The 26,127-nt window shown below is 65.8% G+C and carries 23 protein-coding genes; 12 read left to right on the forward strand and 11 right to left on the reverse strand.

Going from position 1 to position 26,127, the window contains the following annotated elements; all coding sequences use genetic code 11:
- Window positions 1–7 precede the first annotated feature (7 nt).
- From LQV16_RS05030 to LQV16_RS05065, 8 genes are all read right to left on the reverse strand, one after another.
- A complete protein-coding gene (locus LQV16_RS05030) occupies window positions 8–961 on the reverse strand; it encodes a type II secretion system F family protein (RefSeq protein WP_229992808.1) in 954 nt (317 codons plus the stop codon).
- Window positions 958–2,430, reverse strand: coding sequence for a CpaF family protein (locus LQV16_RS05035; protein WP_229992809.1), 1,473 nt, complete (start codon window positions 2,428–2,430; stop codon window positions 958–960). The genes LQV16_RS05030 and LQV16_RS05035 overlap by 4 nt, the downstream gene beginning before the upstream one ends.
- Window positions 2,427–3,632, reverse strand: a complete 1,206-nt coding sequence (locus LQV16_RS05040) for an AAA family ATPase (protein WP_229992810.1) — start codon at window positions 3,630–3,632, stop codon at window positions 2,427–2,429. Before LQV16_RS05040 ends, LQV16_RS05035 begins: the two co-directional genes overlap by 4 nt.
- Entirely contained in the window at window positions 3,629–4,408 is a 780-nt protein-coding gene (locus LQV16_RS05045; RefSeq protein ID WP_229992811.1) for an RcpC/CpaB family pilus assembly protein, read from the reverse strand. The genes LQV16_RS05040 and LQV16_RS05045 overlap by 4 nt, the downstream gene beginning before the upstream one ends.
- 31 nt (window positions 4,409–4,439) lie before the next feature.
- Window positions 4,440–5,447, reverse strand: coding sequence for a Tad domain-containing protein (locus LQV16_RS05050; RefSeq protein WP_229992812.1), 1,008 nt, complete (start codon window positions 5,445–5,447; stop codon window positions 4,440–4,442).
- On the reverse strand, window positions 5,426–5,818 hold the full coding sequence (locus tag LQV16_RS05055; RefSeq protein WP_229992813.1) for a TadE family protein: 393 nt from the start codon (window positions 5,816–5,818) through the stop codon (window positions 5,426–5,428). Before LQV16_RS05055 ends, LQV16_RS05050 begins: the two co-directional genes overlap by 22 nt.
- Before the next feature lie 101 nt (window positions 5,819–5,919).
- Window positions 5,920–6,120 carry a Flp family type IVb pilin gene (locus LQV16_RS05060; protein ID WP_229992814.1) on the reverse strand — a complete coding sequence of 67 codons (201 nt, stop codon included), beginning with the start codon at window positions 6,118–6,120 and terminating at the stop codon, window positions 5,920–5,922.
- Window positions 6,121–6,390: 270 nt separating this feature from the next.
- The gene (locus LQV16_RS05065; protein WP_229992815.1) at window positions 6,391–7,089 is read right to left on the reverse strand and encodes an A24 family peptidase; all 699 of its coding nucleotides are present in this window, start codon (window positions 7,087–7,089) and stop codon (window positions 6,391–6,393) included.
- A gap of 319 nt (window positions 7,090–7,408) precedes the next feature.
- Here LQV16_RS05065 and rplM point away from each other — a divergent pair, with 319 nt between their 5' ends.
- From rplM to glmM, 3 genes are all read left to right on the forward strand, one after another.
- Window positions 7,409–7,852: a 50S ribosomal protein L13 gene (rplM, locus tag LQV16_RS05070; protein ID WP_015937805.1), complete on the forward strand. Its 444-nt coding sequence runs from the start codon at window positions 7,409–7,411 to the stop codon at window positions 7,850–7,852.
- A gap of 36 nt (window positions 7,853–7,888) precedes the next feature.
- Entirely contained in the window at window positions 7,889–8,398 is a 510-nt protein-coding gene (gene rpsI, locus LQV16_RS05075) for a 30S ribosomal protein S9 (RefSeq protein WP_018773707.1), read from the forward strand.
- A 200-nt stretch (window positions 8,399–8,598) separates the two neighbouring features.
- Window positions 8,599–9,960 carry a phosphoglucosamine mutase gene (gene glmM, locus LQV16_RS05080; protein WP_229992816.1) on the forward strand — a complete coding sequence of 454 codons (1,362 nt, stop codon included), beginning with the start codon at window positions 8,599–8,601 and terminating at the stop codon, window positions 9,958–9,960.
- 156 nt (window positions 9,961–10,116) lie between these two features.
- On the opposite strand, the gene LQV16_RS23665 is transcribed toward glmM, so the two are convergent.
- Window positions 10,117–10,686 (reverse strand): M15 family metallopeptidase, encoded by a 570-nt coding sequence (locus LQV16_RS23665; RefSeq protein WP_356815685.1) that lies wholly within the window; start codon window positions 10,684–10,686, stop codon window positions 10,117–10,119.
- Window positions 10,687–10,705: 19 nt separating this feature from the next.
- Here LQV16_RS23665 and LQV16_RS23670 point away from each other — a divergent pair, with 19 nt between their 5' ends.
- The gene (locus LQV16_RS23670) at window positions 10,706–11,044 is read left to right on the forward strand and encodes a hypothetical protein (RefSeq protein ID WP_356815687.1); all 339 of its coding nucleotides are present in this window, start codon (window positions 10,706–10,708) and stop codon (window positions 11,042–11,044) included.
- Window positions 11,045–11,054: 10 nt separating this feature from the next.
- Here the strand turns inward: LQV16_RS23670 and coaA are convergent, their stop codons facing one another.
- A complete protein-coding gene (gene coaA / locus LQV16_RS05090) occupies window positions 11,055–12,020 on the reverse strand; it encodes a type I pantothenate kinase (RefSeq protein ID WP_229992818.1) in 966 nt (321 codons plus the stop codon).
- Between the two features lie 146 nt (window positions 12,021–12,166).
- Between coaA and glmS the strand changes: the two genes are divergently transcribed.
- The 8 genes from glmS (at window position 12,167) to LQV16_RS05130 (ending at window position 24,991) form a co-directional block, all read left to right on the forward strand.
- Window positions 12,167–14,059 (forward strand): glutamine--fructose-6-phosphate transaminase (isomerizing), encoded by a 1,893-nt coding sequence (gene glmS / locus LQV16_RS05095; protein ID WP_229992819.1) that lies wholly within the window; start codon window positions 12,167–12,169, stop codon window positions 14,057–14,059.
- 4 nt (window positions 14,060–14,063) lie between these two features.
- Entirely contained in the window at window positions 14,064–14,411 is a 348-nt protein-coding gene (locus LQV16_RS05100; RefSeq protein WP_018773713.1) for a holo-ACP synthase, read from the forward strand.
- A 68-nt stretch (window positions 14,412–14,479) separates the two neighbouring features.
- Window positions 14,480–16,006, forward strand: a complete 1,527-nt coding sequence (locus LQV16_RS05105) for an NAD(P)H-hydrate epimerase (protein ID WP_229992820.1) — start codon at window positions 14,480–14,482, stop codon at window positions 16,004–16,006.
- A 92-nt stretch (window positions 16,007–16,098) separates the two neighbouring features.
- Window positions 16,099–18,507, forward strand: a complete 2,409-nt coding sequence (glgX, locus tag LQV16_RS05110; RefSeq protein WP_229992821.1) for a glycogen debranching protein GlgX — start codon at window positions 16,099–16,101, stop codon at window positions 18,505–18,507.
- Complete coding sequence (treY, locus tag LQV16_RS05115; protein ID WP_229992822.1) at window positions 18,504–20,828, forward strand: malto-oligosyltrehalose synthase; 2,325 nt, start codon at window positions 18,504–18,506, stop codon at window positions 20,826–20,828. The genes glgX and treY overlap by 4 nt, the downstream gene beginning before the upstream one ends.
- A 42-nt stretch (window positions 20,829–20,870) precedes the next feature.
- Entirely contained in the window at window positions 20,871–22,676 is a 1,806-nt protein-coding gene (gene treZ, locus LQV16_RS05120) for a malto-oligosyltrehalose trehalohydrolase (protein ID WP_229992823.1), read from the forward strand.
- A 15-nt stretch (window positions 22,677–22,691) separates the two neighbouring features.
- Window positions 22,692–23,729 carry an L-glyceraldehyde 3-phosphate reductase gene (mgrA, locus tag LQV16_RS05125; protein ID WP_229992824.1) on the forward strand — a complete coding sequence of 346 codons (1,038 nt, stop codon included), beginning with the start codon at window positions 22,692–22,694 and terminating at the stop codon, window positions 23,727–23,729.
- A 176-nt stretch (window positions 23,730–23,905) separates the two neighbouring features.
- On the forward strand, window positions 23,906–24,991 hold the full coding sequence (locus LQV16_RS05130) for an inositol-3-phosphate synthase (protein WP_090575433.1): 1,086 nt from the start codon (window positions 23,906–23,908) through the stop codon (window positions 24,989–24,991).
- A gap of 85 nt (window positions 24,992–25,076) precedes the next feature.
- Here LQV16_RS05130 and LQV16_RS05135 read toward each other — a convergent pair whose 3' ends face one another.
- The gene (locus tag LQV16_RS05135; RefSeq protein WP_229992825.1) at window positions 25,077–25,994 is read right to left on the reverse strand and encodes a DUF559 domain-containing protein; all 918 of its coding nucleotides are present in this window, start codon (window positions 25,992–25,994) and stop codon (window positions 25,077–25,079) included.
- Window positions 25,995–26,127 lie beyond the last annotated feature (133 nt).

Below are 26,127 nucleotides of genomic sequence, written 5' to 3' on the forward strand. Positions count from 1 at the left end.
TTCCTCCTCAGAACTTTGGCTTGATGAGACGGCTGAGCCAGAAAGCCCCGAGGCTGAGCATGACGGCGGCGACCGCAATCATGATGTAGCCCGGAACCGTTGACGAGAACGTCTTGGAATAGACCGGATTGATGAATTGCAGTGCGATGAACAACACAATTGGCAGCGAGACCAGAACTATGGCGGACATTCGTCCTTCAGCGCTGAGGGCTTTCACTTGGCGCCTGACCTGGTTCCGATCGCGGATCGTCTCGCCCACGTGGTCGAGGACCTCGGCCAGATCCCCGCCAACCTCGCGGTGGATTTCTATGGCCTGGGCGATCCAAGCGAAGTCCTCGTTCTTGGTCCGGTCGGCGACATCGAGGAGGGACTCGCCCAGGTCGCGGCCGATACGCGTCTCATTGACAACGCGGCTTAGTTCATCCGCCATCGGGGCGTCGTTTTCCTGGCCTGCAGCATCAAGCGAGCGAAGCAGGCTATGCCCGGCTCGCATGCCGCCGGAGAGCATCCGGAGCGTGTCCGGAACCTGGTCATCGAACTTCGCTCGGCGGCGCGAGACGAGCAAGTTCAAACTCAACGCGAATCCAATTGGTGCGGCGATGATCAGGAGAATCGCCGGGAACATACCTCCCAACAGAAATCCGACGACCCCTGCCAGCACGGTGATGATGCCAGCTAGGAGCAAGTAGTCCGCGGGCTGTTTCTTGAGGCCGGCGCTGTCCAGCCGGCGCCGAGACAGGATGCCCGAAGGCTGGGGCTTGAGTCGGGCATCGATCACGCCCAGCGTCGCGTCTGTCAGCTTTGACAGGGTGGAGGATTGCGCGGCGCCAGCCGGCCGGCGCCGTTCCGCCGAAATGACGTTTCGAGACTTCAGGATGACCCAGAAAACGATAACGAGGGCCAAATAGACCAGCGCCAGGCCCAGCACCATGACCGCAGGAGAAGCATCGTCGGGGATCATCGGACACTCCCAACATGCGCCCCGAAAACGGCAGGCGAGATTTGAATGCCGAGTTCCACGAACCTGTCGGTGAACCGCGGACGGACGCCGGTGGGTATCGGCTTGCCGAGGAACCTGCCATTGGCGTCCACGCCGGCGGAATAGTCGAAGACAAAGGCGTCCTGGAGGGTGACAATGTCGCCTTCCATGCCTTGCACCTCGGTGATGTGCGTGACACGGCGGCTACCGTCACGGAGCCTTGTGATGTGCACGATGAGGTTCACCGCGGAAGCGACTTGTTCGCGGATAGCCCGCAGCGGCAAGTCCATCCCGGCCATCAGCACCAGCGTCTCCAGCCGGGCCACCGCATCCCTGGGGGAATTGGCGTGAACGGTGGAGATTGACCCATCATGGCCGGTGTTCATGGCCTGGAGCATGTCCAACGATTCGCCGCCGCGGACCTCGCCGACGACAATACGGTCCGGCCGCATGCGGAGCGAATTGCGGACGAGTTCGCGAATTGAAACCTCGCCGCGGCCCTCGATGTTGGCCGGCCGACTTTCGAGCCGCACTACATGTTCCTGCTGCAACTGGAGCTCCACGGCGTCCTCGATAGTCACAATGCGGTCTGTCTCCGGGATGAAGGAAGACAGGACATTGAGCAAGGTGGTCTTGCCGGTGCCGGTACCGCCGGAGACGATGATGTTCATTCGCGCCAGGACACAGGCCTGCAGGAGTTCAGCCATTTCCGGGGAGAGGCTGCCGAACTCGATGAGCTTGTTCACGGTGAGGGCTTCGCGGGCAAACTTTCGGATGGTCAGCGAAGGACCATTGACGGCCAAGGGCGGAATGATGGCGTTCACACGCGAGCCATCGGCAAGCCGCGCATCAACCAACGGCGAGGACTCATCGATCCGTCGACCCACCCGGGAGACGATCCGTTCAATGACCCGGCGGAGCGCCTCGTCCGAACTGAACTTGGCATCTGTTTTTTGCAGGTGGCCATACCGTTCCACGTAGATGCTGTCATGGCGGTTGACCATGACTTCCGTGACTTCGGGATCGTCGAGGAAACGCTGGATCGGACCGTGGCCCAGTACGTCGTCGATGATTTCGCGGGTTAGTCGCTGCCTTTCAGCCGAGGAAAGGGGGACCTGCTCCGCGTCCACGACCTCCTTGAGTTCATCCTTGACATGCTGGTGCAGCTCGGATTCATCCATCGAGGAGTCCGAGATCCTGGAGCCGAGCCGCTCGTAAAGGGCCAAGCTTGCCCGCTCTTTGAGCCCACGGAGGGCCTCGCTGGCCATGCCGGCGTTGGGACCGACTTCTTCGACCACGAGTGCCGCGCTGGCAGCATCGGCGGCTTTGGCTTCCTGAATTCGGCCAAGGGTCGAGGGGAAGCCCGGGCTCGTCTGGGCTTCCGACGGCGTGGCCGTCTCGCCGTCCTGGCTGCCGTGCCGCAATTGTTCAAATCTCCTGGTGAGACTCACTGGACTACCGCCCTTCGGTGGAGCTTGCGATGTGTTCGGTCCTGCCAATTCGGCTGGAAACGTTCTACGAGTTGACGAAGGCCCTTCGCTGCGACATCCCGGCGGCCGTCCTGAAGGATGGGAACACCCTTGTTGGTCGAAAAGGGCAGGGTCCTGGAGCGCGGTATGGCGATGTCGACCGGCACACCAATGGTTGCTTCCACGTCGGGGACGGAGAGCCCGCTCCTGCCGTCGGCCATGTTCAGCACAACATGCCGACTTTCCGGCATGAGGCCGAGCTCGTTGAGGATGTGAAAACCGGTGCGGAGCCCGCGGATGCTCGGCACGTCCATGCCGCACACCCAGACGGCATCCGTCGCCTGCTCCAGCGCAGCAAGGACATGCTCCCCAAGTCCAGGCGCGGTGTCGATGACTACGTACTGGAACTCATGCCGCAACTGCTTCAGGAGGTTGGTGACGTGCGCCGCCGTAATCCCCTCCATTTCCACGGGATCCCTCGGCCCACACAGTGCGTAGATGTTTGCCGAGTGCAGCGCAAGATACGTCTTGAGCACCATAGAGTCCTGGCTGGCCGCACCCGTAACAGCGTCCGCGATCGTGTGTTCCGGGTCCAGCAACAGGCCACTGGCGACATCCCCGAACTGCAGGTCCAGGTCGACGATGACAACCCCCATCGGCGCCACCTTTCCCAGTCCGACCGCGATGTTGGTCGCGATGGTGGTCTTGCCCACGCCACCCTTCGGCGACATCACGGCGATGACCCGTCCCCCGGTACCTCCAACCGGCGACCCTGCGGTGCTTGGGTTCAGGCCCCTCCGGCGGCCGGCTGCGGCCAAACTGGAACGTTCGACCATCGCCCGGATGCCGCTGCTATCAGCCGCGGGGGAAAGGATGTCCCGCACTCCCGAACGCATTGCAGCCAGAACCAGCTCCGGGGTCTGCTCGGCGGCCAACAGGACACTGATCTCCGGATACTGAAGGTCCAGGAGCGCTGCGTGCTTCAGGGTGTCGTCCAAGTCCAGACCGGGGCCCAGGATAAGGACTTCCGGCGGCTCTCCGAGCAATTTACTCAGGAATTCGTCCGGACCTTCCGGCAGGTAATCTGCCTGGAACCATTGCAGGCTGCCACTCATGCCGGCGGTGGCGGAGCGGACCTTTCGTTCGAAGTCGACGCTGGGCGTGATCAGTACGAAGCGGCTCATTGGAATACCCTGATGCGTTCCATGACGCCGGTGTTAGTCGTCGTCGAGCTTGCCGATTCCTTGCTGAGGTACACCTTGCCGAACTCGATGGCGTGGACGATCTTCTCTACGTCGATCGAGGGCCGGGCCAAAGTGACGAGGTATCCACCGTTCGCCTGTGCGGCGCTTGACTTGGCGCTCAGGGCCCCGTCGGAGGAACTTTCCGTGGTCGTCGTCGCCGACTGATCCTGTGCTACGGCGCCCGTGGAGTTCTGGACCGCCGTCACCAGCACCTTATGGAAGACCAGCTGAGACTGGTCCGGGACGTTCAGCTTGTCGTTCGCCGCATAGGACAGAATCACCCCTACGGTATCGCCGGCCTTCAGGCTGCCACCGACAATTCTGTCGAGGGTCAACTTGACCGCGACTTCCTGAAGTCCGCTGGGGACGGCCACGCGGCCCGCGCCGACCAGCTGTGTCGGGTCCACCATTCGGGTGGCCAGGAGCTGTTCGCCGGGGACCAGTCCGACGGCGGAGACCTTCTGGCCGAGTTCAGCCAGGGTGGTGACGCTGTCGCTTGCCACCGCTGACTTGGGTACAGATTTCTTAACGATTGAATCACCGAAGTTTGCTGCGGACGTTCCGGCCGCAATTTCTTTTTGAACCACATAGACCTCAGCGGTTTCTGTGTTTGCCAGGGCGCGCCGATCGGCGCCTTGGACGTAGGACACAAGCAGAACTGTTCCGATGATGGCCACAACGAGTGCGGCGATGCCTCCCAGCAGGCGAGCTTTCAATTCTTCCACCCCTTTAGAAATGAATCAGTTTTTATTTAATGAGACCGAGAATTTTAATGTTTCCGGTAGGGGCGGTTGAACCACCCGTGAATAGGCTTGGATCGGCGAAATACCCGACAAAGGTCCCGTAAAGGCCTTTTTGGCTCGTAGTAAAGACGTTGGTGGGATCATGGGAATTTCCAGGAAATTTCCAACCCTGGACTTCGAAACCCGCCCACTTTTCGATCATGTACTTAACGTTGCTTCCGGTGCAGGGCGAGAACATGTCCTTGCAGGTGTATTTGAAGACCGGAATTGCGACCGTCTGACCGACGAGGCCGCTGCTGAAGAGGGCGTCACAGCCGGATGGCATAGCAGCGCCGGCGCTTGTTTTGCTCCACTGACCAACTTCCGCGGTCACCTCGCACCCTGTGGAGCCGTCCGGGTCCAGCCAGGCAAAGCCGCCCGGGATGATCTGGTTGGAGGGGTTTCGTCCAGTGCAGTCCACTGCTCCGGCGCCGCCACCCTGTGTCAGGATTTTGTGCGGGAGGCCGTCATCGATGAACTCGCAGGGCGCAAAGGTCAGTGGAAGGATGCTGCGGCCCCGCGTCGGGAATTCCCATTTGGCGGTAGCAGTAGCGCCGACTCCGATGTCGGGCGTATCGAGGGCGTTGGCGAATAGCTTGCTCAGGAACCCTGACCCGTTGGTGCCGTTCACTGTTGCCGTGCTGACGGTGACTTCGAAGGGAACGCTAAGGTCAACGAACCGGACCCTGGAGACTCCGTCCTTCGAGTTCTGATTCGCCAGGAGTGCTGCGACGGCGTTGGCGTCTGCTTGGGTGCATCCTGCTGTTTCGGAGCAGATCTGTGCGCCCGCCAGCGCCCCGGCGTCGGCGGCGTTTTGAAGTTCCGCGCGTTCTGCGTAGATCTGGCCGACATCGACGGCGATGGCGCCGACGCCAATGAGGACAAGCATCATCACGGCGACCAGTACGCCGGCTGCGCCCCGCTCAGAGTCCTGGTTCTCCGTAACTGAAGTTAGTCGGGCAAACGTTCGCATCGCATGGCTCCTTCTCCGGTTACCGTGACAGTCGGACTGAAAAATCCGGTGAGGGCCGGCCGTGTGAAGGTGACGGTGGCCGTGACCGTGGCGCCCGGCGTGCAGGCCCCAGAGAAGGCGAAATTCCCCGGGGCAATGGCTACTCCCGGAGCGCCGGCCACGCCAGCGGCGGCGGCCAGGCCGACATCGTTGCTGACCGCCATCTCACGGGCCGCTTCGCGGGCTGCCTGGGTCACCGAGATCTGGAGATTGTAGAAGTTCGAGAATTCCAGGATCCCGACGACGATTAGCAGGAGCACGGGCGCGATAAGGGCGAACTCGACCGCGACCGCGCCGCGCTCCCGTCCCGGCATAACTTTGCTGCGTTTCACAGTTTCCCCCCGAGGAATGTGACGCTGGATCTAATGAAAAGTGCCGCGTCCGCGTTTGGCGGACGCGGCACTCCTGGATGAGACCTGGTGGTGAATGCTGGCTACCAGGTGCCTACGGTGGTGGCGAGACCGTCGAAGAAAGTGTTCAGGGCGCCTCCGAAAGCCGTGACGCCGAAGGTAATGGCCAGGGCGATGAGACCGACGAGCAGACCATACTCAGTCGCGGTGGCACCCTTTTCGGATTCCATCTTGTCCTTGACGCCGGCGATGAAAGAGACCATTGAGATCATGAGACCAGTCATTTTAGTTTTTCCTTTTCCAGAGATTGAGTAATGAACGAATTTCCGGCAAATCCCCGATTGCTTATTTGCTGGAGCTTCGTTGAGACAACATTTGCACGGCCACAAACGGCGCGGCAATGATGTCCGATACTCGACTTTTGGAGGGAAAAAATGGGTATCACCTGCCCTCAAACGGGGGTGTACTCAGTTTCTAAGTTGGGGTGGGGCTTCCACTACTTGGTTTGATAAGCCGTCTTACTTAATGCGCGCCCGGGTGAAGGCGGAGACCACTTAGGGGAGCAGCAGGATGATGGCCAGACCGGCAGCAAGCATCGAGGGGCCGTAGGGCACTTCTTTCGGCTTGTTTCCGCGGTTTTTGAGGACCAGGAGCAGGGAGGCGACGCCACCTAAGACGAATCCCAGGGCGCCGCCGTAGAACAAGTGGGACCAGCCTAAGTAGCCCAAGTACAGGCCAAGTGGTGCCGCAAGCTTCACATCGCCCATTCCGAGGCCGTTTCGGCTGGTCAGAGCGAGAAAAAGGTACAAAACGAACATTATTGAGGCGCCGGCGACCCCGCGTAGCAGGCTACCTGCCTCGCCGGACACTCCCGCGGCGGCCCCGAGTAGCACAATTCCGGCCCCTAATAGGGGGAGGACCATCCGGTTAGGCAGCAAGTGGTGCTGCAGGTCGATCCGCGCCAGCTGCACGCCGGCCACGGCCAGCAGGACGTACGCGGGGAGCTCGGGGGAGAGCCCAAAGCGCCAGGCCAGCAGGGCGGACAACGCGAAGGTGGCCGCCGCCGTCGTAAGTCTTATGCGTACTGTCAGTGGTCCGCCCAGGCGGGGGAGTGCGCGCCGGATGAGGAGCTCGGCCAACAGGGACAGGCATGCGCCCGCGAGGCCAACGCCGGCTATGAACAGGACCCCGGTGAGTGATCCGGCCGGTTGTGCGAGCAGCAGGGAGATGGAGCCGGCGGCGGGATCGGACACTGTTCCTCCAAGGATGCGACGGACCGGCACGGGGCAGTCTGCGAAACAGAGAGCAGACAGGATGCATCCGGACACCCCATTTTGACCCAAGAGGCCGCGATCGGCTATTCTTGGTAGTCGTTGTGCGTGTCCTATCTCGATGGTGCGTGCCCGCTTGAGAATCCGGTTGCAGGATAGCTACTCAACGTGCACATTCGAGACTTCAGGATGACTGGTTACATAGAGCCCTCACCTCTGTTCCGGTAGCGCATAGATAGTAGGTGCACCGTAAGAGTGACGCCTAAAACAAGAACGCCAGAACAAGAACGAGGCAAACACCGTGCGTACGTACACCCCGAAGCCCGGCGATATCAACCGCCAGTGGCACGTCATTGACGCCACCGACGTTGTCCTTGGTCGTCTTGCCAGCCAGACCGCAATCCTGCTGCGCGGCAAGCACAAGGCCACCTTTGCGTCCCACATGGACATGGGCGACTTCGTCATCATCATCAACGCTGAAAAGGTTGCCCTCACCGGCGCCAAGCTGGAGCAGAAGCGCGCATACCGCCACTCCGGTTACCCGGGCGGCCTGACCTCCGTCAACTACGCGGAGCTGCTTGAGTCCAACCCGGTTCGCGCCGTGGAGAAGGCTATCAAGGGCATGCTCCCGAAGAACTCCCTCGCTGCACAGCAGCTGGGCAAGCTGAAGGTGTACCGCGGTGCAGAGCACCCCCACGCCGCCCAGCAGCCCAAGACTTTCGAAATCACCCAGGTCGCCCAGTAGTCCTGGCCACCAACCAACTTTTTATCAAGGAGAATCGTGGCTCAGAACGAAGAACTGACCACCGAAGCCGTTGAGGCTGAGGAAAACCTGACCAGCTACACCTCGGAGAGCGGTGCTGCGGAAGCAGCTGCGCCGAAGAAGGAACGCCCGGCACTGACCGTTGCCGGCGCTGCAGTTGGCCGTCGTAAGGAAGCCGTTGCACGCGTTCGCGTTGTGCCGGGCTCTGGCAAGTGGACCATCAACGGCCGCGAGCTGGCGAACTACTTCCCGAACAAGCTGCACCAGCAGGACGTCAACGAGCCCTTCAAGATCCTCGATCTTGACGGCGCCTACGACGTCATCGCCCGCATCCACGGTGGCGGCATCTCCGGCCAGGCCGGTGCCCTGCGCCTCGGCATCGCCCGTTCACTGAACGAGATCGACACCGAGAACAACCGCGCCACCCTGAAGAAGGCCGGTTACCTGCGCCGTGACGCCCGCGTCATCGAGCGTAAGAAGGCCGGTCTCAAGAAGGCCCGTAAGGCTCAGCAGTACTCCAAGCGCTAAAAATGCGCCTACCCAATCGTCGGCCGCTGGCGCGACCGGCGATTGGGGCCCTCGGCGCTTCTTAGCGCTCGGATCCACAAGCGCTAATCCCGCTTCCAAGCGCTTTTGGCGCTTGCACGAAAGCCCGTTCCGCCACCCGGCGGGACGGGCTTTCGCCGTTAAGGCCGGACTTCTTCCGGCCATCGACTAAACTTGGTCCGATGTCTAGATTATTTGGAACCGATGGAGTCCGCGGCCTGGCGAACGGGTTGCTGACCGCCGAGCTCGCGTTGCAGCTGGCCCAGGCGGCCGCCGTCGTGCTTGGCCATAACCGCAACACGACCGGGAAGCGGCCGATCGCCGTGGTTGCACGCGACCCGAGGGCCAGTGGCGAGTTCCTCGCGGCCGCCGTGGAGGCCGGCCTCTCAAGCTCGGGAATCGACGTCTACGACGCCGGAGTTCTCCCCACCCCGGCTGCCGCCTACCTCGTGGCAGACCTCGGCGCCGACTTCGGCGTCATGATCTCGGCCTCCCACAACCCTGCGCCTGACAACGGCATCAAATTCTTCGCCCGTGGCGGCCAGAAGCTGCCCGACGACGTCGAAGACGCCATCGAAGTGCAGCTCGCCAAGGAGCCCTTCCGGCCCGTGGGCGGCGAGGTAGGACGGATCCAGCGCTTCTCCGACGCCGAGGACCGCTACATCGTGCACCTGCTCGGCACGCTCCCGCACCGCCTGGACGGCCTGAAAGTGGTGCTCGACTGCGCCCACGGCGCAGCTAGCGGCTGTTCCCCGCAGGTCTTCAAGGACGCCGGCGCCAGCGTGATCGTCATTGGCGCCGAACCGGACGGACTCAACATCAACGAAGGGGTGGGCTCCACCCACCTTGGCCCGCTCAAGCGGGCCGTGCTGGACCACGGGGCGGACCTCGGTATCGCCCACGACGGCGACGCCGACCGTTGCCTCGCGGTGGACCACGAAGGCAACGAGGTGGACGGCGACCAGATCATGGCCATCCTGGCCATAGCCCTCAAGGCCTCCGGAAAGCTCAAGGACGATGTCCTGGTGGCCACAGTCATGAGCAACCTCGGCCTGAAGCTCGCCCTGCGCGACGCCGGGATCAGCCTACGTGAAACCGGCGTGGGGGACCGCTACGTCCTCGAGGAAATGCGCAACGGCGGCTTCAGCCTTGGCGGCGAGCAGTCCGGGCATGTGATTTTTGCCGACCACGCCACCACCGGCGACGGCGTGCTGACCGGGCTGCAGATTGCGGCCCAGGTGGCCCTCACCGGGCGCCCCCTCAAGGAACTGTCCACGGTGATGACCAAGCTGCCCCAGGTCCTCATCAACGTCAAGGGCGTGGACCGTAGCCGGGTGAAGGGCGATGAAGTGGTGGCTGCAGCCGTGTCGATCGCCGAAGCCGAACTCGGCGACACCGGACGCGTCCTGTTGCGTCCCTCCGGCACCGAGCCGGTGGTACGTGTGATGGTGGAGGCCGGAGACCACAAGACCGCCCAGGGCGTCGCCGAGCGGCTGGCTCAAGTGGTACGGACCGAACTGGCCCTGGAGCTTGTGGCCGAATAGCCAGACTCAAACGGTTCCGTCGGCCGGTCCCTGTGGCCGGCGCCGCCGGGTTTCCCCACCTACGAGGGCGCCCGACGGCGTGTCGGCCGATTGCGCCGGGGTGTCCCGTCGTCGTGGTGGCAAAGGTGGGGAAAATCCGCGCAGGCCGCTGACGCCTTACAAGTACGCCGGCGCCGGCTCCAGGCCGAAGTACTGTTCCAGCGTGCCGATCCCGCGGGCGGACATGTCCGTGGCCGCCGCGGTACCGATGTAGCGCAGATGCCATGGCTCGTAGAAATAGCCGGTGATTTCGTGCAGCATCCACGGGTAGCGGACCACGAAGCCGAAGCGGTGGGCGTTCGCCTTCGCCCAGATCGCCGCCGGCCGGTCCTTGAACTGCGGGGTAAAAGCGTCTGCGCCGCTGCCGTCGCCGATGTCGAATGCCCAGCCCGTCTGGTGCTCGGAATAGCCCGGCCGTGCGGAGGCAGTGTCGGCCCCGGCCTGCCCTTGCGCGCGAACCCAACTGCCGTAGGTCGCCGTCTGCGTCGCGAATGAACGGTAACCGCTGGCCAGCGTGATGATGACGCCCTCCGCTGCCGCCGCCGCGAACATCTTCTCCGCCGCGGCCGCCGTCGTGCTGTTCAGCAGTGCCGCCTCGCCGGAGGTGGCCAGGCGGACGGCCGGCCGGACCAGATCCGGCGGCACAAAGGTGGCGGGGGCCAGCGGCCGGTGCTTGTTGACGATCACCCAGGCACTGGTGGGGTCCGTGAGTGAATGCTGCGGCCCCGGCGCCGCGGCCGAGGGAGGGGGCGCCGCGGCCGACGGCGGGACAGCCGCCGCCGCCGCGGGCGCCGGGGTCGCAGATGGTGAGCTGGCCGGCGGGCTAGACGCCGCGGCGGCTGCGGTCGGCGTCGCACTGCCCATGCCCGGGGTCGGGTCCGGCGTCGGCCCCGGCGTGCCGGACGGCGTGAAGGACTGGGCCGGGGTGCAGGCTGAGAGCGCCGCGAGGCCAGTGCCTGCCAGCAGGAGGCGGCTGAAGGCCCGGCGGCTCGGCGAATCCGGGCTGGCAGGCTGCCGTCCGAACGCTCCGTCCGCGTTGTCGTAGCACATCTGTGCTAGACCTTCCTCAGTAGCATCCGGCGGATGGAGTGGTCGGCGTCCTTGGTCAGGACCAGTTGCGCACGGCCCCGGGTCGGGAGGACGTTCTCCTCGAGGTTGGGCTCGTTGATGCGCTTCCAGATCTCACGCGCGGTTTGTTCGGCCTCGGTATCGGAGAGTGTTGCGTAGCGGTGGAAGTACGATTCCGGCTGGGCGAAGGCCGTGGTCCGCAGTTTGCGGAACCGGTCCACGTACCACTCCTCGATATATGAGGTTTTCGCGTCGACGTAGATGGAGAAGTCGAAGAAGTCGCTCAGGGCCAGGCCCTGCCTGCCGTCCTGCCGCGGCCGGGCCGGCGCCAGGACGTTCAGTCCCTCGACGATCAGCACGTCCGGCCGGCGCACCACCACTTCCTTGCCGGGGACGATGTCGTAGGTGACGTGGGAATACCAGGGGGCACGGACTTCCTCGGCGCCGCCCTTGATCTCGCTCACAAAGCGCAGCAGGGCGCGGCGGTCGTACGACTCCGGGAAACCCTTGCGTTCCAGCAGTTGCCGGCGCTTGAGCTCGGCGAGCGGGTAGAGGAATCCATCCGTGGTGATGAGCTCCACGTTGGGGGTGCCCGGCCAGCGGCGGAGCATTTCCCGCAGGACGCGGGCGATGGTGGACTTGCCCACGGCCACCGAACCGGCCACGCCGATGACGAAGGGCGTGCGCTGGGTGGTTTCGCCGAGGAAGGTAGTGGTGGCTGAGTGAAGCTGGCCCGCGGCTTCCACGTAAAGGTGCAGGAGCCGGGACAGCGGCAGATAGACCTCGCGCACTTCCTTGATGTCGAGGGGGTCCCCGAGGCCGCGAAGGCGGAACACATCCTCTTCATTAAGGGGCTGTTCCATCTGGGCAGCGAGCCGGGACCAGGTCTGCCGGTCCAGCTCCACGAATGGGGAGACACCTTCCCCGTTCGCTTCATTGCGTTGCAAAGTCACCCTAGAGATTCTGCCCTTCCCAGCGCCGAGAGCGAAATGGACCGGCCGGTGGGAGCCCGGGCAGGCCCTCACCAGCACCCGCGCCGGGGCGCCCGCGCGCCGCTGGCCCACGTCCTCCCTCCCGGAAACCCGCTAGGCTTATGACCATGTGTGGAATCGTTGGATATGTGGGCCACTCAGATGGCCGGGTAAATGCTGGACACAATGCCTTGGACGTTGTCCTTGAAGGATTGCGGCGCTTGGAGTACCGGGGCTACGACTCCGCGGGCATTGCGGTGGTTGCCGACGGCACCATTTCGTCCCGGAAGAAGTCGGGCAAACTGAGCAACCTCATCGCGGAGCTGGACACCCGCCCGCTGCCGGAATCCCTCACGGGAATCGGCCACACGCGCTGGGCCACACACGGCGGCCCGACGGACCAGAACGCGCACCCGCACCTGTCCGACGGCGGCAAGCTGGCCCTGATCCACAACGGCATCATCGAGAACTTCGCCGAGCTCAAACTGGAACTCCAGCGCAAGGGCGTCATATTCGAGTCCGAGACCGACACCGAAGTAGCGGCTGCCCTGCTCGGGGACATCTACCGGAACCAGCTGGGCGGTGACGTCACCAATGGCGGCCTCACCCTGGCCATGCAGCTCGCCTGCCAGCGGCTCGAGGGCGCGTTCACGCTCCTCGCCGTCCATGCCGACCAGCCTGACGTGGTGGTCGCGGCCCGCCGGAACTCCCCGCTCGTCGTCGGCCTCGGCGAAGGCGAGAACTTCCTCGGCTCCGACGTCTCCGGCTTTATCGACTACACCAGGCGCGCCGTGGAACTCGGCCAGGACCAGATCGTCACGATCACCGCCGACTCCGTGGAGATCACGGACTTCTACGGCGCCCCCGCCGAGGGCAACGAATACCACGTCAACTGGGACCCTGCCTCTGCCGAGAAGGGCGGCTTCCCGTCCTTCATGGAAAAGGAAATCCACGACCAGCCGGACGCCGTGCTGCAGACCTTGCTGGGGCGCTCCGACATCCACGGCAAGCTGACGCTTGATGAGCTCCGTGTCGATCCGCAGCTGCTCAAGAACGTCGACAAAATCATCGTCCTGGCCTGCGGCACCTCCGCCTACGCCGGCCAGGTTGCGAAATACGCCATTGAGCACTGGTGCCGGATCCCCACCGAGGTCGAACTCTCGCACGAATTCCGCTACCGGGATCCGATCGTGGACGAGAACACCCTGATTGTCTCCATCTCCCAGTCCGGCGAGACCATGGACACCCTCATGGCGGTCCGCTACGCCAAGGAGCAGGGCGCCAAGACGGTCTCCATCTGCAACACCAACGGGTCCACCATCCCGCGGGAATCGGACGCCGTGCTCTACACGCACGCCGGACCGGAGATCGCCGTCGCCTCGACCAAGGCGTTCCTGGCCCAGATCACGGCTGCCTACCTGCTGGGCCTTTATTTGGCACAGCTGCGCGGCAACAAGTTCCAGGGCGAGATCAAGGACATCCTGGCTGACCTGGGCAAGATTCCCGCCAAGATCCAGCGCATCCTCGACAACGAGGCCGAGATCAAGGAACTCGGCCGGTCCATGGCCGATGCCAAATCCGTGCTGTTCCTGGGCCGCCACGTCGGGTTCCCGGTGGCGATGGAAGGTGCGCTGAAGCTCAAGGAGCTCGCGTACATCCACGCCGAGGGCTTCGCCGCCGGCGAGCTCAAGCACGGCCCGATCGCCCTGATCGAGGAAGGCCAGCCCGTCTTCGTGGTGGTCCCGTCTCCGCGTGGCCGCGACTCGCTGCACGCCAAGGTGGTCTCCAACATCCAGGAAGTCCGCGCCCGCGGCGCCCGGACCATCGTGATCGCGGAGGAAGGGGACGAGGCTGTGAAGGCCTACGCCGAGCACGTCTTCTACATCCCGGAGACCCCCACGCTCCTGGCGCCGCTGCTCGCAACGGTTCCGCTGCAGATCTTCGCCCTCGCACTCGCCTCGGCCAAGGGCTATGACGTGGACCAGCCGCGCAACCTGGCCAAGAGCGTGACCGTAGAATAACGCCATGATCGTTGGCATAGGCGTAGACGTCGTAGACATTGAGCGGTTCGGCCGGCAGCTCGAGCGCACCCCCGGGCTGCGCGACAGGCTGTTCGTCCCCGCCGAACGGGAACTGAACACGCGCTCCCTCGCCGCGCGGTTTGCGGCCAAGGAGGCCGTGGCCAAGGTGCTGGGGGCGCCGGCCGGCATGAACTGGCAGGACTGCTGGATCGGGCTGGACCAGAACGGTCCCACCGTGCAGGTCAAAGGCACCGTGCTGGCTGTGGCGGAGTCGAAGGGCGTCAAGCGCTGGCACTTGTCCATGAGCCACGACGGCGGGATTGCCACCGCGACAGTTGTCGCCGAAGGCTGAGAGAGCCGTCCAGGCCGAACCGGCCTGAGCGCCAGGCATTTCCCAGCGACCGCGAATGGACTGAAACCATGATCAGCGCCTACACCGGAACCCAGGTACGAGACGCCGAGAAGCCATTTCTCGACGACACCTTGGGCTCCGGTGCGGGCGCTGTTCTCATGCAGCGGGCCGCCTACGGCCTCGCCAACGCTGTCATCAGCGGCCTGCAAGGGGGCGGGAAGCGGCTGTACGGCTCCAGCGTGGCCGTGCTGGCGGGCAAGGGCAACAACGGCGGGGACGGGCTCTTCGCCGCAGCGCTGCTGGCCCGCCGCGGCATGCGGACGACGGCGGTGCTCACCGCCGGCGCGGCCCACGACGCCGGGCTGGCGGCGTTCCGGAAAGCGGGCGGGCATGCCGTGGCCCTCACCGGGGACAACGTGGCCGAACTCGCCGCGATGGCCGGCGGCGCCGACGTCGTGATCGACGCGGTCCTCGGGACCGGAGCGCAGGGCGGGCTGCGGGGACCGGCCGCAGAACTGATCGCGGCGCTGGAGCGGTCCCGGCCGGCCCTCGTGGTGGCCTGCGACATCCCCAGCGGCGTCGACTCGGACACCGGAGAGGCACACTCGCCGGTGCTGACCGCCGACATGACGGTGACCTTTGGTGCCGCCAAGGCAGGCCTGCTGGCAGACCCCGGCGCCGACTTCGCGGGCCGCGTGCAGGTCATTCCGATCGGCATCGAAGGAGCGCTGCCATGGCCGGCCCTGCGACGGCTTGAGGCCGGAGACCTTTCCGCGCTGCTGCCACGCCCGGAGCGGCGGTCGCACAAATACTCCAGGGGGGTGCTTGGGGTGGTCGCAGGCTCCGCCGCATATCCCGGCGCCGCCGTGCTTGCCTGCAAGGGTGCCCTGGCCGCCGGCGTCGGCATGGTGCGTTACCTTGGGCCGCCGGACGTCGCCGACCTCGTCCGGCAGGCCTGCCCCGAAGTCGTGTGCAGCGACGGCACCGTGGCCGAGACGCACGTTCAGGCCTGGCTCGTGGGCTGTGGGCTGGATGACTCCAATGAGCAGCAGTTGCAGCGCGCCCGCGACGCCGCAGACTCGGGCCTGCCGACGATCGCCGACGCCGGCGCGCTGCCGGCCCTGCCCGACGTGCTGGCCCCGCAAGTGATCCTGACACCCCACGCTGGCGAACTGTCGGCGTTGCTTCAGCGCCTCGGGGTCGCATCAGAGCGCTCCGCGGTAGAAGCATCCACGCTCAGCGCGGTGCGGGTGGCTGCGGGCCTGACCGAAGCCACGGTGCTGCTCAAGGGCGCCACGACCCTCGTAGCCTCCCCCTTCCAGGACTTCTTCAGCCAGGCCGAGGGCACGCCCTGGCTCGCCACAGCAGGCAGCGGCGATGTCCTGGCAGGAGTTATCGGTGGGCTGCTGGCCCAGGTGGGTGCCGACGTCGGGCGCTTCGGTGGACACGACATCGATCCCGACGCCAGATGGGCGGCGATCGCGGCGATGGCAGCCAGCATCCACGGCCGCGCCGGAGTCCTGGCCTCCCAAGGGGGACCGGTGACCGCAACGGCCATCGCCGGTGCCGTTCCGGAGGTGATGCGGGAACTGTAATAAACGGCCGCGCTCAGTGCGCCCGAACAAATGCTAACCCTACTTACAAGTAGTCTGTCTAGAGAATAATTCGTCACGCACGAGGAGTACACATGGAAGTCTGGCCCGGAACGGCTTACCCGCTGGGAGCCACTTTTGACGGCACTGGCACCAACTTTGCCCTGTTCAGCGAACGCGCCGAGCGTGTGGAACTGTGCCTCCTGGCTGACGACCTGTCCGAAACCCGGATCGAACTGACCGAGGTGGACGGCTATGTCTGGCACTGCTACCTGCCGCAGGTCCAGCCCGGCCAGAAGTACGGCTACCGTGTCCACGGACCCTACGCGCCGGACAAAGGCAACCGGTTCAATGCGAACAAGCTGCTGATGGACCCGTATGCCAAAGCTATCCAGGGCCAGATCGACTGGGACCCCGCGCTCTTCTCCTATAACTTCGGGGACCCCGCGTCCCGCAATGACGCCGATTCAGCTCCGCACACCATGCACGGCGTGGTCATCAACCCGTTCTTTGACTGGGACGGCGACCGCCAGCTGCGCATCCCGTACCACGAGTCCGTCATCTATGAAGCCCATGTCAAGGGCCTGACCGAGCTGCACCCGGAGGTCCCGGAGGAGCAGCGCGGCACCTACGCGGGCGTGTCACACCCCGCCGTCGTGGAGCACCTCAAGAAACTCGGCGTTACCGCTGTGGAACTGATGCCCGTGCACCAGTTCGTCAACGACGGCACCCTCGTGGAGAAGGGCCTCAACAACTACTGGGGCTACAACACCATCGGCTTCTTCGCCCCGCAGAACACCTACAGCTCCTCCGGAGACGTCGGGCACCAGGTCCAGGAATTCAAGGCCATGGTCCGCGAGCTGCACAAGGCCGGCATGGAAGTGATCCTGGACGTGGTCTACAACCACACGGCCGAGGGCAACCACCTGGGCCCCACCCTTTCCTTCAAGGGCATCGACAACGCCGCCTACTACCGGCTGGTGGACGATGACCTGAAGCACTACATGGACTACACCGGCACCGGCAACTCGCTGAACGTCCGGCACCCGCACTCCCTCCAGCTGCTCATGGATTCCCTGCGCTACTGGGTGACGGAAATGCACGTGGACGGGTTCCGCTTCGACCTCGCCTCCACCCTGGCGCGGGAGTTTTACGACGTCGACAAGCTCTCCACCTTCTTCGAACTGATCCAGCAGGACCCGATCGTCTCCCAGGTCAAGCTGATTGCCGAGCCGTGGGACGTGGGTCCCGGCGGCTACCAGGTGGGCAACTTCCCGCCGCAGTGGACCGAGTGGAACGGCAAGTACCGCGACACCGTCCGTGACTTCTGGCGCGGCGAACCGTCCACGCTCGGCGAATTCGCCTCGCGCCTGACCGGATCGGCCGACCTCTACGAGAGCTCTGCCCGGCGTCCGGTGGCGTCCATCAACTTCGTCACCGCCCACGACGGCTTCACCATGCGCGACCTCGTGTCTTACAACGAGAAGCACAACGACGCCAATGGTGAAGGCAACAACGACGGCGAATCGCACAACCGCTCCTGGAACTGCGGCGCGGAAGGCGATACCGAGGACGACGCCGTGCTGACGCTGCGCGCCCGCCAGCAGCGGAACTTCATTGCCACCCTGCTGCTTTCGCAGGGCGTTCCGATGCTGCTGCACGGCGACGAGCTGGGCCGCACCCAGCAGGGCAACAACAACACGTACTGCCAGGACTCCGAACTCAGCTGGGTGCACTGGGACGCCATAGACCAGCCGCTCGTGGAGTTCACAGCGGTGGTCAACAAGATCCGCCGCGACCACCCCACCTTCCGGCGCAGCCGCTTCTTCGACGGCCGCCCGGTACGCCGCGGCGAGGGCGAGAAGCTGCCGGATATCGTCTGGCTCAATACCGACGGCAAGGAAATGCTGCCGGAGGACTGGGGCAGCGGATTCGGCCGGACCATCGGCGTGTTCTATAACGGCCACGGCATCCAGGAACAGGATTCGCGCGGACGCCGTATCACCGACGACAGTTTTCTGCTGGCGTTCAACGCCCATGACGACAGCGTCGATTTCTTGCTCCCGGCCGAGGAATATACGCCGTTTTGGGATCTCCTCGTGGACACCGCCGACTCGGCGGACACCGGCCAGCCGCTCAAGGCCGGGAGTGTCCTGAAGCTGGCGGCAAAGTCCCTTGTGGTGCTGCGCGCCTACTCGGGCCCGGAGGTGGAGGTGGACTACTCCGCCGCAGCCTCCCTGGCGGCCCGGGCCGAAGCTCCCGCGGAAGCGGTCACCGCTGCGCCGGCTGAGCAGGTTGCCAAGGTTACCGAGGTTCCTGCCGCTCCGGCCGAGCCGGCCGAGGAGGCTCCGGCCGAGCCGGCCGAGGAGGCTCCGGCGGAGGCAGCCCCTGCGGCTGAGCCTCAGGCTGAGCCTGAGCCCGCTCCGGCGAAGCGTGCCCCGGGCAAACGCGCCCCGGCCAGGGCTGGCAAGAAGCCGCGGTCCAAAAAGGGCCCGGCCTCATGAGGACCCCGGTCTCGACGTACCGGCTGCAGATCCGTCCCGGCTTTACGCTGCAGGACGCCGCGCAGACCGTTCCGTACCTGAAGTCGCTGGGCGTGGACTGGATCTATCTTTCGCCGATCCTGACGGCGGAGCGGGGTTCGGACCACGGTTACGACGTCACCGATCCCTCTGTCATTGATCCGGACCGGGGCGGCGCGGAAGGCCTGCTGGCGGTGTCGACGGCCGCGCGGGAAGCCGGCATGGGCGTGCTCGTTGACATCGTGCCCAACCATGTCGGCGTCGCTTCCCCGGTCCAGAATCCGTGGTGGTGGTCGCTCCTGAAGGAGGGGCGGCAGTCCCGCTACGCGCAGGCGTTCGACGTCGACTGGGACTTCGGCGGCGGCCGCGTGCGGATCCCCGTGCTGGGCGCAGACACGGACGTGGACGCGCTTGAGATCCGTGACGGGGAACTGCGCTACTACGACCACCGCTTTCCGCTTGCAGAGGGCACATATACCGCAGGTGACTCCACTGCCGATGACCCCCGTGAGGTCCACGACCGGCAGCACTACGAGCTGATCGGCTGGCGCCGGGCGGACACGGACCTGAACTACCGCCGGTTCTTTGCCGTCAACAGCCTGGCCGGAATCCGGGTGGAGCTTCCCGAGGTCTTCGATGAAGCCCACGCAGAGGTTGTGCGGTGGTTCCGGGAAGAACTCGTCGACGGGCTACGGATCGACCACCCGGACGGCCTCGCCGATCCGGAGGGATACCTGCACCGGCTGCGCGAGGTCACGGGCGGCAGTTACCTGCTCATCGAGAAGATCCTGGAACCGGGTGAGACCCTGCCCGCCGGCTTCGAGTGCGAGGGCACCACCGGCTACGACGCGCTCGCGGACGTGGACAGGGTGTTCGTCGACGCCGCCGGCCAGGGCTCGCTCGACGCGCTCGACGCCGAACTGCGCGGCGGCGCGGCAGATTACGACGACATGATCCGCGGCACCAAACGACGGATCACGGACGGAATCCTGCACTCGGAAATGCTTCGCCTGGCACGGCTGGTCCCGGCCGGGGCAGGGCTGGCTGAGGGCGCCGCGGCGGACGCGCTGTCTGAGATCATCGCCGCGTTCCCGGTCTACCGCAGCTACCTGCCGGAGGGTGCAGACGTCCTCAAGGAAGCCTGCGAACTCGCTGTCCGCCGCCGCCCCGAACTCGAAGGCGCCGTCGGCGTGCTCCTGCCGCTCCTGCTCGACGCGGAGGCCGAACTGGGCATCCGCTTCCAGCAGACCTCCGGGATGGTCATGGCCAAGGGCGTGGAAGACACCGCGTTCTTCCGCTACACCCGGCTGGGCACCCTGACCGAAGTCGGCGCCGATCCCACCGAGTTTGCCGTGGCGCCGGAGGAATTCCACACCCGGATGGCCCGCCGCGAGGCCGGTCTGCCGTTGTCCATGACGACCCTCAGCACCCACGACACCAAGCGCAGCGAGGACACCCGCGCCCGGATCTCGGTCCTCGCGGAGCTCGCGCCGGAATGGCAGGCCTCCCTCCAGCGGCTGCAGAAGCTGGCGCCCCTGCCGGACGGACCGCTGGCAAACCTGCTGTGGCAGGCCATCGCGGGCGCCTGGCCCGCGGACCGCGACCGGCTGCAGTCCTATGCACAAAAAGCCGCCCGGGAGGCCGGGAACTCGACCAACTGGATCGATCCGGACGAGGCTTTCGAGGCGAAACTTTCATCCGCCGTCGACGCCGCCTTCGACAACCCGGAGGTGACGGCAGAGCTCGAGTCCCTCGTGGCCCTGCTGGAGCCATACGGGGCCGTCAACTCACTCGGCGCCAAGCTCGTGCAGCTCACCATGCCCGGCGTGCCGGACGTTTACCAGGGCACCGAATTCTGGGACCGCTCGCTGACCGACCCGGACAACCGGCGGCCGTTCAACTTCGGCGCCCGACGGCGCGCCCTCGCCGCGCTCGACGCCGGTGAGCGTCCGGCGTCGTTCCTGGACGAGACAGCGAAACTCCTCGTCACCTCGCGGGCCCTGCGCCTGCGGCGGGACCGGCCGGAGCTGTTCACCGGGTACACGCCGGTCCCGGCCACGGGCAGCGCCGCCGCGCATGTCCTCGCCTTTGACCGCGGAACCCCCTCAGCCCCGGGCGCGCTGACGCTCGCCACCCGGCTGCCCCACGGCCTGGAGCAGCGCGGCGGATGGCAGGACACGACCATAGTGCTGGCCGCGGCCATGTCCGATGAACTGACCGGCTCCACGCACGGTCCGGGCACCGTACCCGTGGGGGAGATCCTGCGGAACTACCCGGTGGCCCTCCTGGTGCCAACCGCCTAAGCAGTCCTTGACGTACCGACACTTGGGGAACGGAAGAATGCCATGACCTTGCCTGCACACGGAAACGACCGCTTCGATCTCTGGGCTCCCGAAGCGCAGGCGGTCACGCTCCTCGCTGACGGCCGGAAGTATGACATGACCCGCCGCGGCGGGGAGGCGCCCGGCTGGTGGACTGCCCCCGGGGCGCCCGCCTCCGGGGAGGCGGACTACGGCTACCTGGTGGACGGGGACCCCACCCCGCTGCCGGACCCGCGGTCCCGGCGCCAGCCCACGGGCGTCCACGCCCTCTCCCGCACGTTCGACGCCGGACGCCACCAGTGGGCTGATGGCCAGTGGGCGGGACGGGAGCTCAAGGGCGCCGTCATCTACGAACTCCACGTGGGCACCTTCACGCCGGAGGGAACACTGGACGCCGCGGCAGGGAAGCTGCAGTACCTGGCGGAGCTGGGCATCGACTTCGTGGAGCTGCTGCCGGTCAACGGGTTCAACGGCACGCACAACTGGGGATACGACGGCGTCCTCTGGTACGCCGTCCACGAAGGCTACGGCGGGCCCGCCGCATACCAGCGCTTCGTCGACGCCGCCCACACCGCCGGCCTTGGCGTCATCCAGGACGTGGTCTACAACCACCTCGGCCCCAGCGGCAACTACCTTCCGCGGTTCGGGCCCTACCTGAAGTCGGGGGAGGGCAACACCTGGGGCGACTCCGTCAACCTGGACGGACCGGAGTCGGACGAGGTGCGCCGCTACATCCTGGACAACGCCGCCATGTGGCTGCGGGACTACCACGTGGACGGCCTGCGGCTGGACGCCGTGCACGCCTTCAAGGACGAGCGCGCCGTGCACCTGCTGGAAGACTTCGGCGCCCTCGCGGACGCCGTCTCGGCGGAAACGGGCCGCCCGGCGACCATGATCGCCGAATCGGACCTAAACAACCCGCGCCTGCTCTACCCGCGGGACACCAACGGCTACGGGCTGGCCGGGCAGTGGAGCGATGACTTCCACCACGCCGTCCACGTCAACGTCAGCGGCGAAACCACCGGCTACTACGCCGACTTCGACTCGCTCGGGGCCCTCGCCAAGGTCCTGGAGCGCGGGTTCTTCCACGACGGCAGCTACTCCAGCTTCCGCGCCCGCCACCACGGCCGGCCCATCAACCCGGCCCAGGTCCACCCCGCCGCGCTGGTGGTGTGCAGCCAGAACCACGACCAGATCGGCAACCGGGCCACCGGGGACAGGCTGTCGCAGTCCCTGGGCTACGGGCAGCTCGCGCTCGCCGCCGTCGCCACCCTGACCGCGCCGTTCACGCCCATGCTGTTCATGGGCGAGGAATACGGGGCCACCACCCCGTGGCAGTTCTTCACCTCCCACCCCGAACCGGAGCTGGGCAGGGCGACGGCCGAGGGCCGGATCAGGGAGTTCGAGCGCATGGGCTGGGACCCCGCCGTCGTGCCCGATCCGCAGGACCCGGCGACCTTCACCCGGTCCAAGCTCGACTGGGCCGAGGCCTCCGGAGGGGACCACGCCCGCCTCCTGGAGCTGTACCGGGCGCTGATCGCGCTGCGCCGCAGCACGCCGGACCTGACGGAACCCGGCTTCGAGGACACCGTCGTCGACGTCAGCGAGGACGAGGGCTGGCTGCTGCTGCGCCGCGGCCGCACCGAGGTGGCGATGAACTTTTCCGCCGGGGAGCGGCGGCTCCCGGTCCGCGGCGCCACTCTCGCCCTGGCCACGGACGACGCCGTCCGGCTGCACCCGACTCCCGGCGCGGAGCCGGTTCCCACCGGTGAGCCGTCCGCCATCCGGCTCGAGCTCCCCGGTCACAGCGCGGCGATTCTCACCAACTAAGGCAGGATATGACGTATGACATATTTGGCATCTGATACCCGCTACGACTCCATGCCCTACCGCCGCGTGGGGCGCAGCGGCCTGAACCTCCCGGCCATCTCGCTGGGCCTGTGGCATAACTTCGGCGACGACAAGCCGTTCGAGATCCAGCGCGCCATCCTGCGCCGCGCCTTCGACCTGGGCGTCACCCACTTCGACCTCGCCAACAACTACGGCCCGCCCTACGGCAGCGCCGAGACCAACTTTGGCCGTCACTTCAAGGACGACTTCGCCCCGTACCGCGACGAACTGATCATCTCCACCAAGGCCGGCTACGACATGTGGCCGGGCCCCTACGGCAACTTTGGCTCCCGCAAGTACCTGCTGGCCAGCCTGGACCAGTCGCTGGGCCGGATGGGCCTGGACTACGTGGACATCTTCTACAGCCACCGCCCCGACCCCGAGACGCCGATGGAAGAGACCATGGGAGCCCTGGACCAGGCCGTGCGCTCCGGCAAGGCGCTGTACGCCGGCATCTCGTCCTACACCCCGGAACAGACCCTCGAGGCGGCCCGGATCCTCAAGGAACTCGGCACGCCGCTGCTGATCCACCAGCCCAGCTACTCCATGCTCAACCGCTGGACCGAGAACGGCAGCCCCAACCTCTACGAGGCGCTGGAGCAGGTGGGCGCCGGATCCATCGCGTTCTCGCCGCTGGCGCAGGGCATGCTCACGGACCGCTACCTCAAGGGCATTCCGGCCGACTCCCGCGCCGCCCAGGACAAGTCCCTGGACGAATCCATGATCACCGAGGACAACCTGGACCGCGTACGCGGGCTCAACCGGATCGCCGAGAGCCGCGGACAGTCCCTCGCGCAGATGGCCATCGCCTGGATCCTGCGCGAGCAGGGCAAGGGCTCCTCCGTCACGTCCGCACTGGTCGGCGCCTCCAGCGTCCGGCAGCTCGAGGACACCCTGTCTGCGATCAACAACCTGGGCTTCACGGCCGACGAGGTCGACGCGATCGATGAGTTCGCCGTCGAATCCGACATCAACCTGTGGGCCCAGAAGTAGCCAGGACCCGCACTTAACCCGGACTTAACACAAGAGCCGGGGCCGCCGGGGAACAACCGCGGCCCCGGCAGTGTTGACTAGACTACTAAGGGCGCCTCACGGCGCCGTGTCCGCCTGCCGCCGCCGCACAACAGAGTGCGGCCGCGCCGGTCACCCTTGTTCTCAAAAGGAGTTCCGTGTCTTCACATCCGATTCGTGTTGCAATCGTCGGCGTAGGTAACTGCGCCACTTCGCTGGTCCAGGGCGTCCAGTACTACAAAGACGCCGACCCCAAGGCCACGATTCCGGGCCTGATGCACGTGGAGTTCGGCCAGTACCACGTCGGCGACGTCGAGTTCGTTGCCGCGTTTGACGTCGACGGCAAGAAGGTGGGCCAGGACCTGTCCGCCGCCATCCTGGCCAGCGAAAACAACACCATCAAGATCGCCGACGTCCCGCCGACCGGTGTCACCGTCCAGCGCGGCCACACCCTGGACGGCCTTGGCAAGTACTACCTCGAGACCATCGAGCAGTCCCCGGAGGAACCGGTCGACGTCGTCCAGGCCCTCAAGGACGCCAAGGTTGACGTCATGGTCTGCTACCTGCCGGTCGGCTCCCAGCAGGCCGCCGAGTTCTACGCCCAGTGCGCAATCGATGCCGGTGTGGCATTCGTCAACGCCCTGCCGGTGTTCCTGGCCGGCACCAAGGAGTGGGCGGACAAGTTCACCGCGGCGGGCGTGCCGATCGTGGGCGATGACATCAAGAGCCAGATCGGTGCCACCATCACGCACCGCGTCATGGCCAAGCTGTTCGAGGACCGCGGCGTCACCCTGGACCGCACGTATCAGCTGAACGTCGGCGGCAACATGGACTTCAAGAACATGCTCGAGCGCGACCGCCTGGAGTCCAAGAAGATTTCCAAGACCCAGGCCGTGACCTCCAACGTCGAGGCCGAGCTCGCCGCCAAGGACGTCCACATCGGCCCGTCCGACTACGTCCAGTGGCTCGATGACCGGAAATGGGCGTTCGTCCGCCTCGAGGGCCGCAACTTCGGCGACGCCCCGGTGTCCCTCGAATACAAGCTCGAAGTCTGGGACTCGCCCAACTCCGCCGGCGTGATCATCGACGCCATCCGCGCCGCCAAGATCGGCCTGGACCGCGGCATCGGCGGCCCGCTGGTGTCGGCGTCGAGCTACTTCATGAAGTCCCCGCCGGAGCAGTTCAATGACGACCTCGCCCGTGAAAAGGTCGAGGCCTTCATCCGCGGCGACCTGGAGCGCTAACCGCCTCTCCTCTCCCCGGTTGCCCTATCACTTACGGTCCCTAAACCTCTGGTTTGGCCGCTGTAAGTGATAGGGCAACCGGCGTTTAACGGGGACGAAGGGCGGACCGGACTCTTTGGGCCGCGCCGCGGAAGTCATCTGCCAGATCGTCGGCGTTGAATTTGAAATAGCGCCAGCCGGCCGCGTTGAACGATTCGTCGCGTCGGTTGTCCCGGGACTGCTGCTCGCGTGTCAGGTGGTGGCCGCCGTCGTACTGGATGGCCACCCGCTGCGCGCGGTAGCCGAGGTCCGCGGCGGGGGAGTAGGGGTCTTCCGGCACAATCCGGAGCTGCAACTCCGGCTCCGGCAACCCCGCTGCGGTCAGCGCTAGGCGCAGGAATGTCTCGGGGGCCGAGTCGGCACCGGGCCGGATCAGTGCCGTCGCCTCGCGCGCTTTCACGATTCCCTTCAGCTTTGGGTGGCGCTTCAACATTGTGTTCAGCTCGGGAAGGGTGGTCCATGGCTCCGTGCGGCTCTCCAGTCCAGGGCGGGGCCGCCGCACGAGCTGGTCGCCCATCGCCACGAGATCGTCCAGCGGCAGGATACGGGCTAGGTCCAGCCAGGTCCGGGCAGGTGTTGACATCCGGATTCCGTCCAGGACCATGAGCTCGTCGTCGAACGCGAGGACGGTATGCCCCACCACGCCCTCTCGCCGGACCGGCGGCAGGGTCCGGCGCTTGCTGAGATGCAGTTCGCGGCAGCCGCGATACCACGTCGGGAGCCACAGCCCCAGCAGCACGGCGGCCGTGAGGTGCGAAATCCACGCGCCCGGCGTCGCGGCCGACAGGGCACGGGCCAGGCTCCGGATTTCAAACTCCCAGCCCACAGGCACATGGATCAGCCGGCCCGCCGAGGCGAGGTCGGAGGAACGGAGCCGGGCACTGCCCAGGCTCGCAGCCCGCGCCTCGTAGACCGTGAACGGGGCCGCGGAAAGGTGAGCCGGCAGGGGTGCTGGTGGGTGCATGCGGACCATTCTTGTCCGAACGCATGGTCCCCGCTCCGGTTATCCACAGGCCCCTGGTTGCGCTATCACTTGGAGCGGCCAAAGGACCGGAATGGCAACCAAAAGTGATAGCGCAACGGGAGGGGACAGGGGG

This window comes from Arthrobacter sp. Bi26 (genome assembly GCF_918697925.1).
Lineage (GTDB): Bacteria > Actinomycetota > Actinomycetes > Actinomycetales > Micrococcaceae > Arthrobacter.

What these genes read in the sequence shown, in the direction of transcription:
- LQV16_RS05030 (WP_229992808.1), bottom strand. Translation starts at nt 961, where the DNA reads ATGATCCCCGACGATGCTTCTCCTGCGGTCATGGTGCTGGGCCTGGCG.
- LQV16_RS05040 (WP_229992810.1), bottom strand. Translation starts at nt 3,632, where the DNA reads ATGAGCCGCTTCGTACTGATCACGCCCAGCGTCGACTTCGAACGAAAG.
- LQV16_RS05050 (WP_229992812.1), bottom strand. Translation starts at nt 5,447, where the DNA reads ATGCGAACGTTTGCCCGACTAACTTCAGTTACGGAGAACCAGGACTCT.
- LQV16_RS05060 (WP_229992814.1), bottom strand. Translation starts at nt 6,120, where the DNA reads ATGACTGGTCTCATGATCTCAATGGTCTCTTTCATCGCCGGCGTCAAG.
- glmM (WP_229992816.1), top strand. Translation starts at nt 8,599, where the DNA reads ATGTCTAGATTATTTGGAACCGATGGAGTCCGCGGCCTGGCGAACGGG.
- glmS (WP_229992819.1), top strand. Translation starts at nt 12,167, where the DNA reads ATGTGTGGAATCGTTGGATATGTGGGCCACTCAGATGGCCGGGTAAAT.
- LQV16_RS05100 (WP_018773713.1), top strand. Translation starts at nt 14,064, where the DNA reads ATGATCGTTGGCATAGGCGTAGACGTCGTAGACATTGAGCGGTTCGGC.
- LQV16_RS05105 (WP_229992820.1), top strand. Translation starts at nt 14,480, where the DNA reads ATGATCAGCGCCTACACCGGAACCCAGGTACGAGACGCCGAGAAGCCA.
- glgX (WP_229992821.1), top strand. Translation starts at nt 16,099, where the DNA reads ATGGAAGTCTGGCCCGGAACGGCTTACCCGCTGGGAGCCACTTTTGAC.
- treY (WP_229992822.1), top strand. Translation starts at nt 18,504, where the DNA reads ATGAGGACCCCGGTCTCGACGTACCGGCTGCAGATCCGTCCCGGCTTT.
- treZ (WP_229992823.1), top strand. Translation starts at nt 20,871, where the DNA reads ATGACCTTGCCTGCACACGGAAACGACCGCTTCGATCTCTGGGCTCCC.
- mgrA (WP_229992824.1), top strand. Translation starts at nt 22,692, where the DNA reads ATGACATATTTGGCATCTGATACCCGCTACGACTCCATGCCCTACCGC.
- LQV16_RS05135 (WP_229992825.1), bottom strand. Translation starts at nt 25,994, where the DNA reads ATGCACCCACCAGCACCCCTGCCGGCTCACCTTTCCGCGGCCCCGTTC.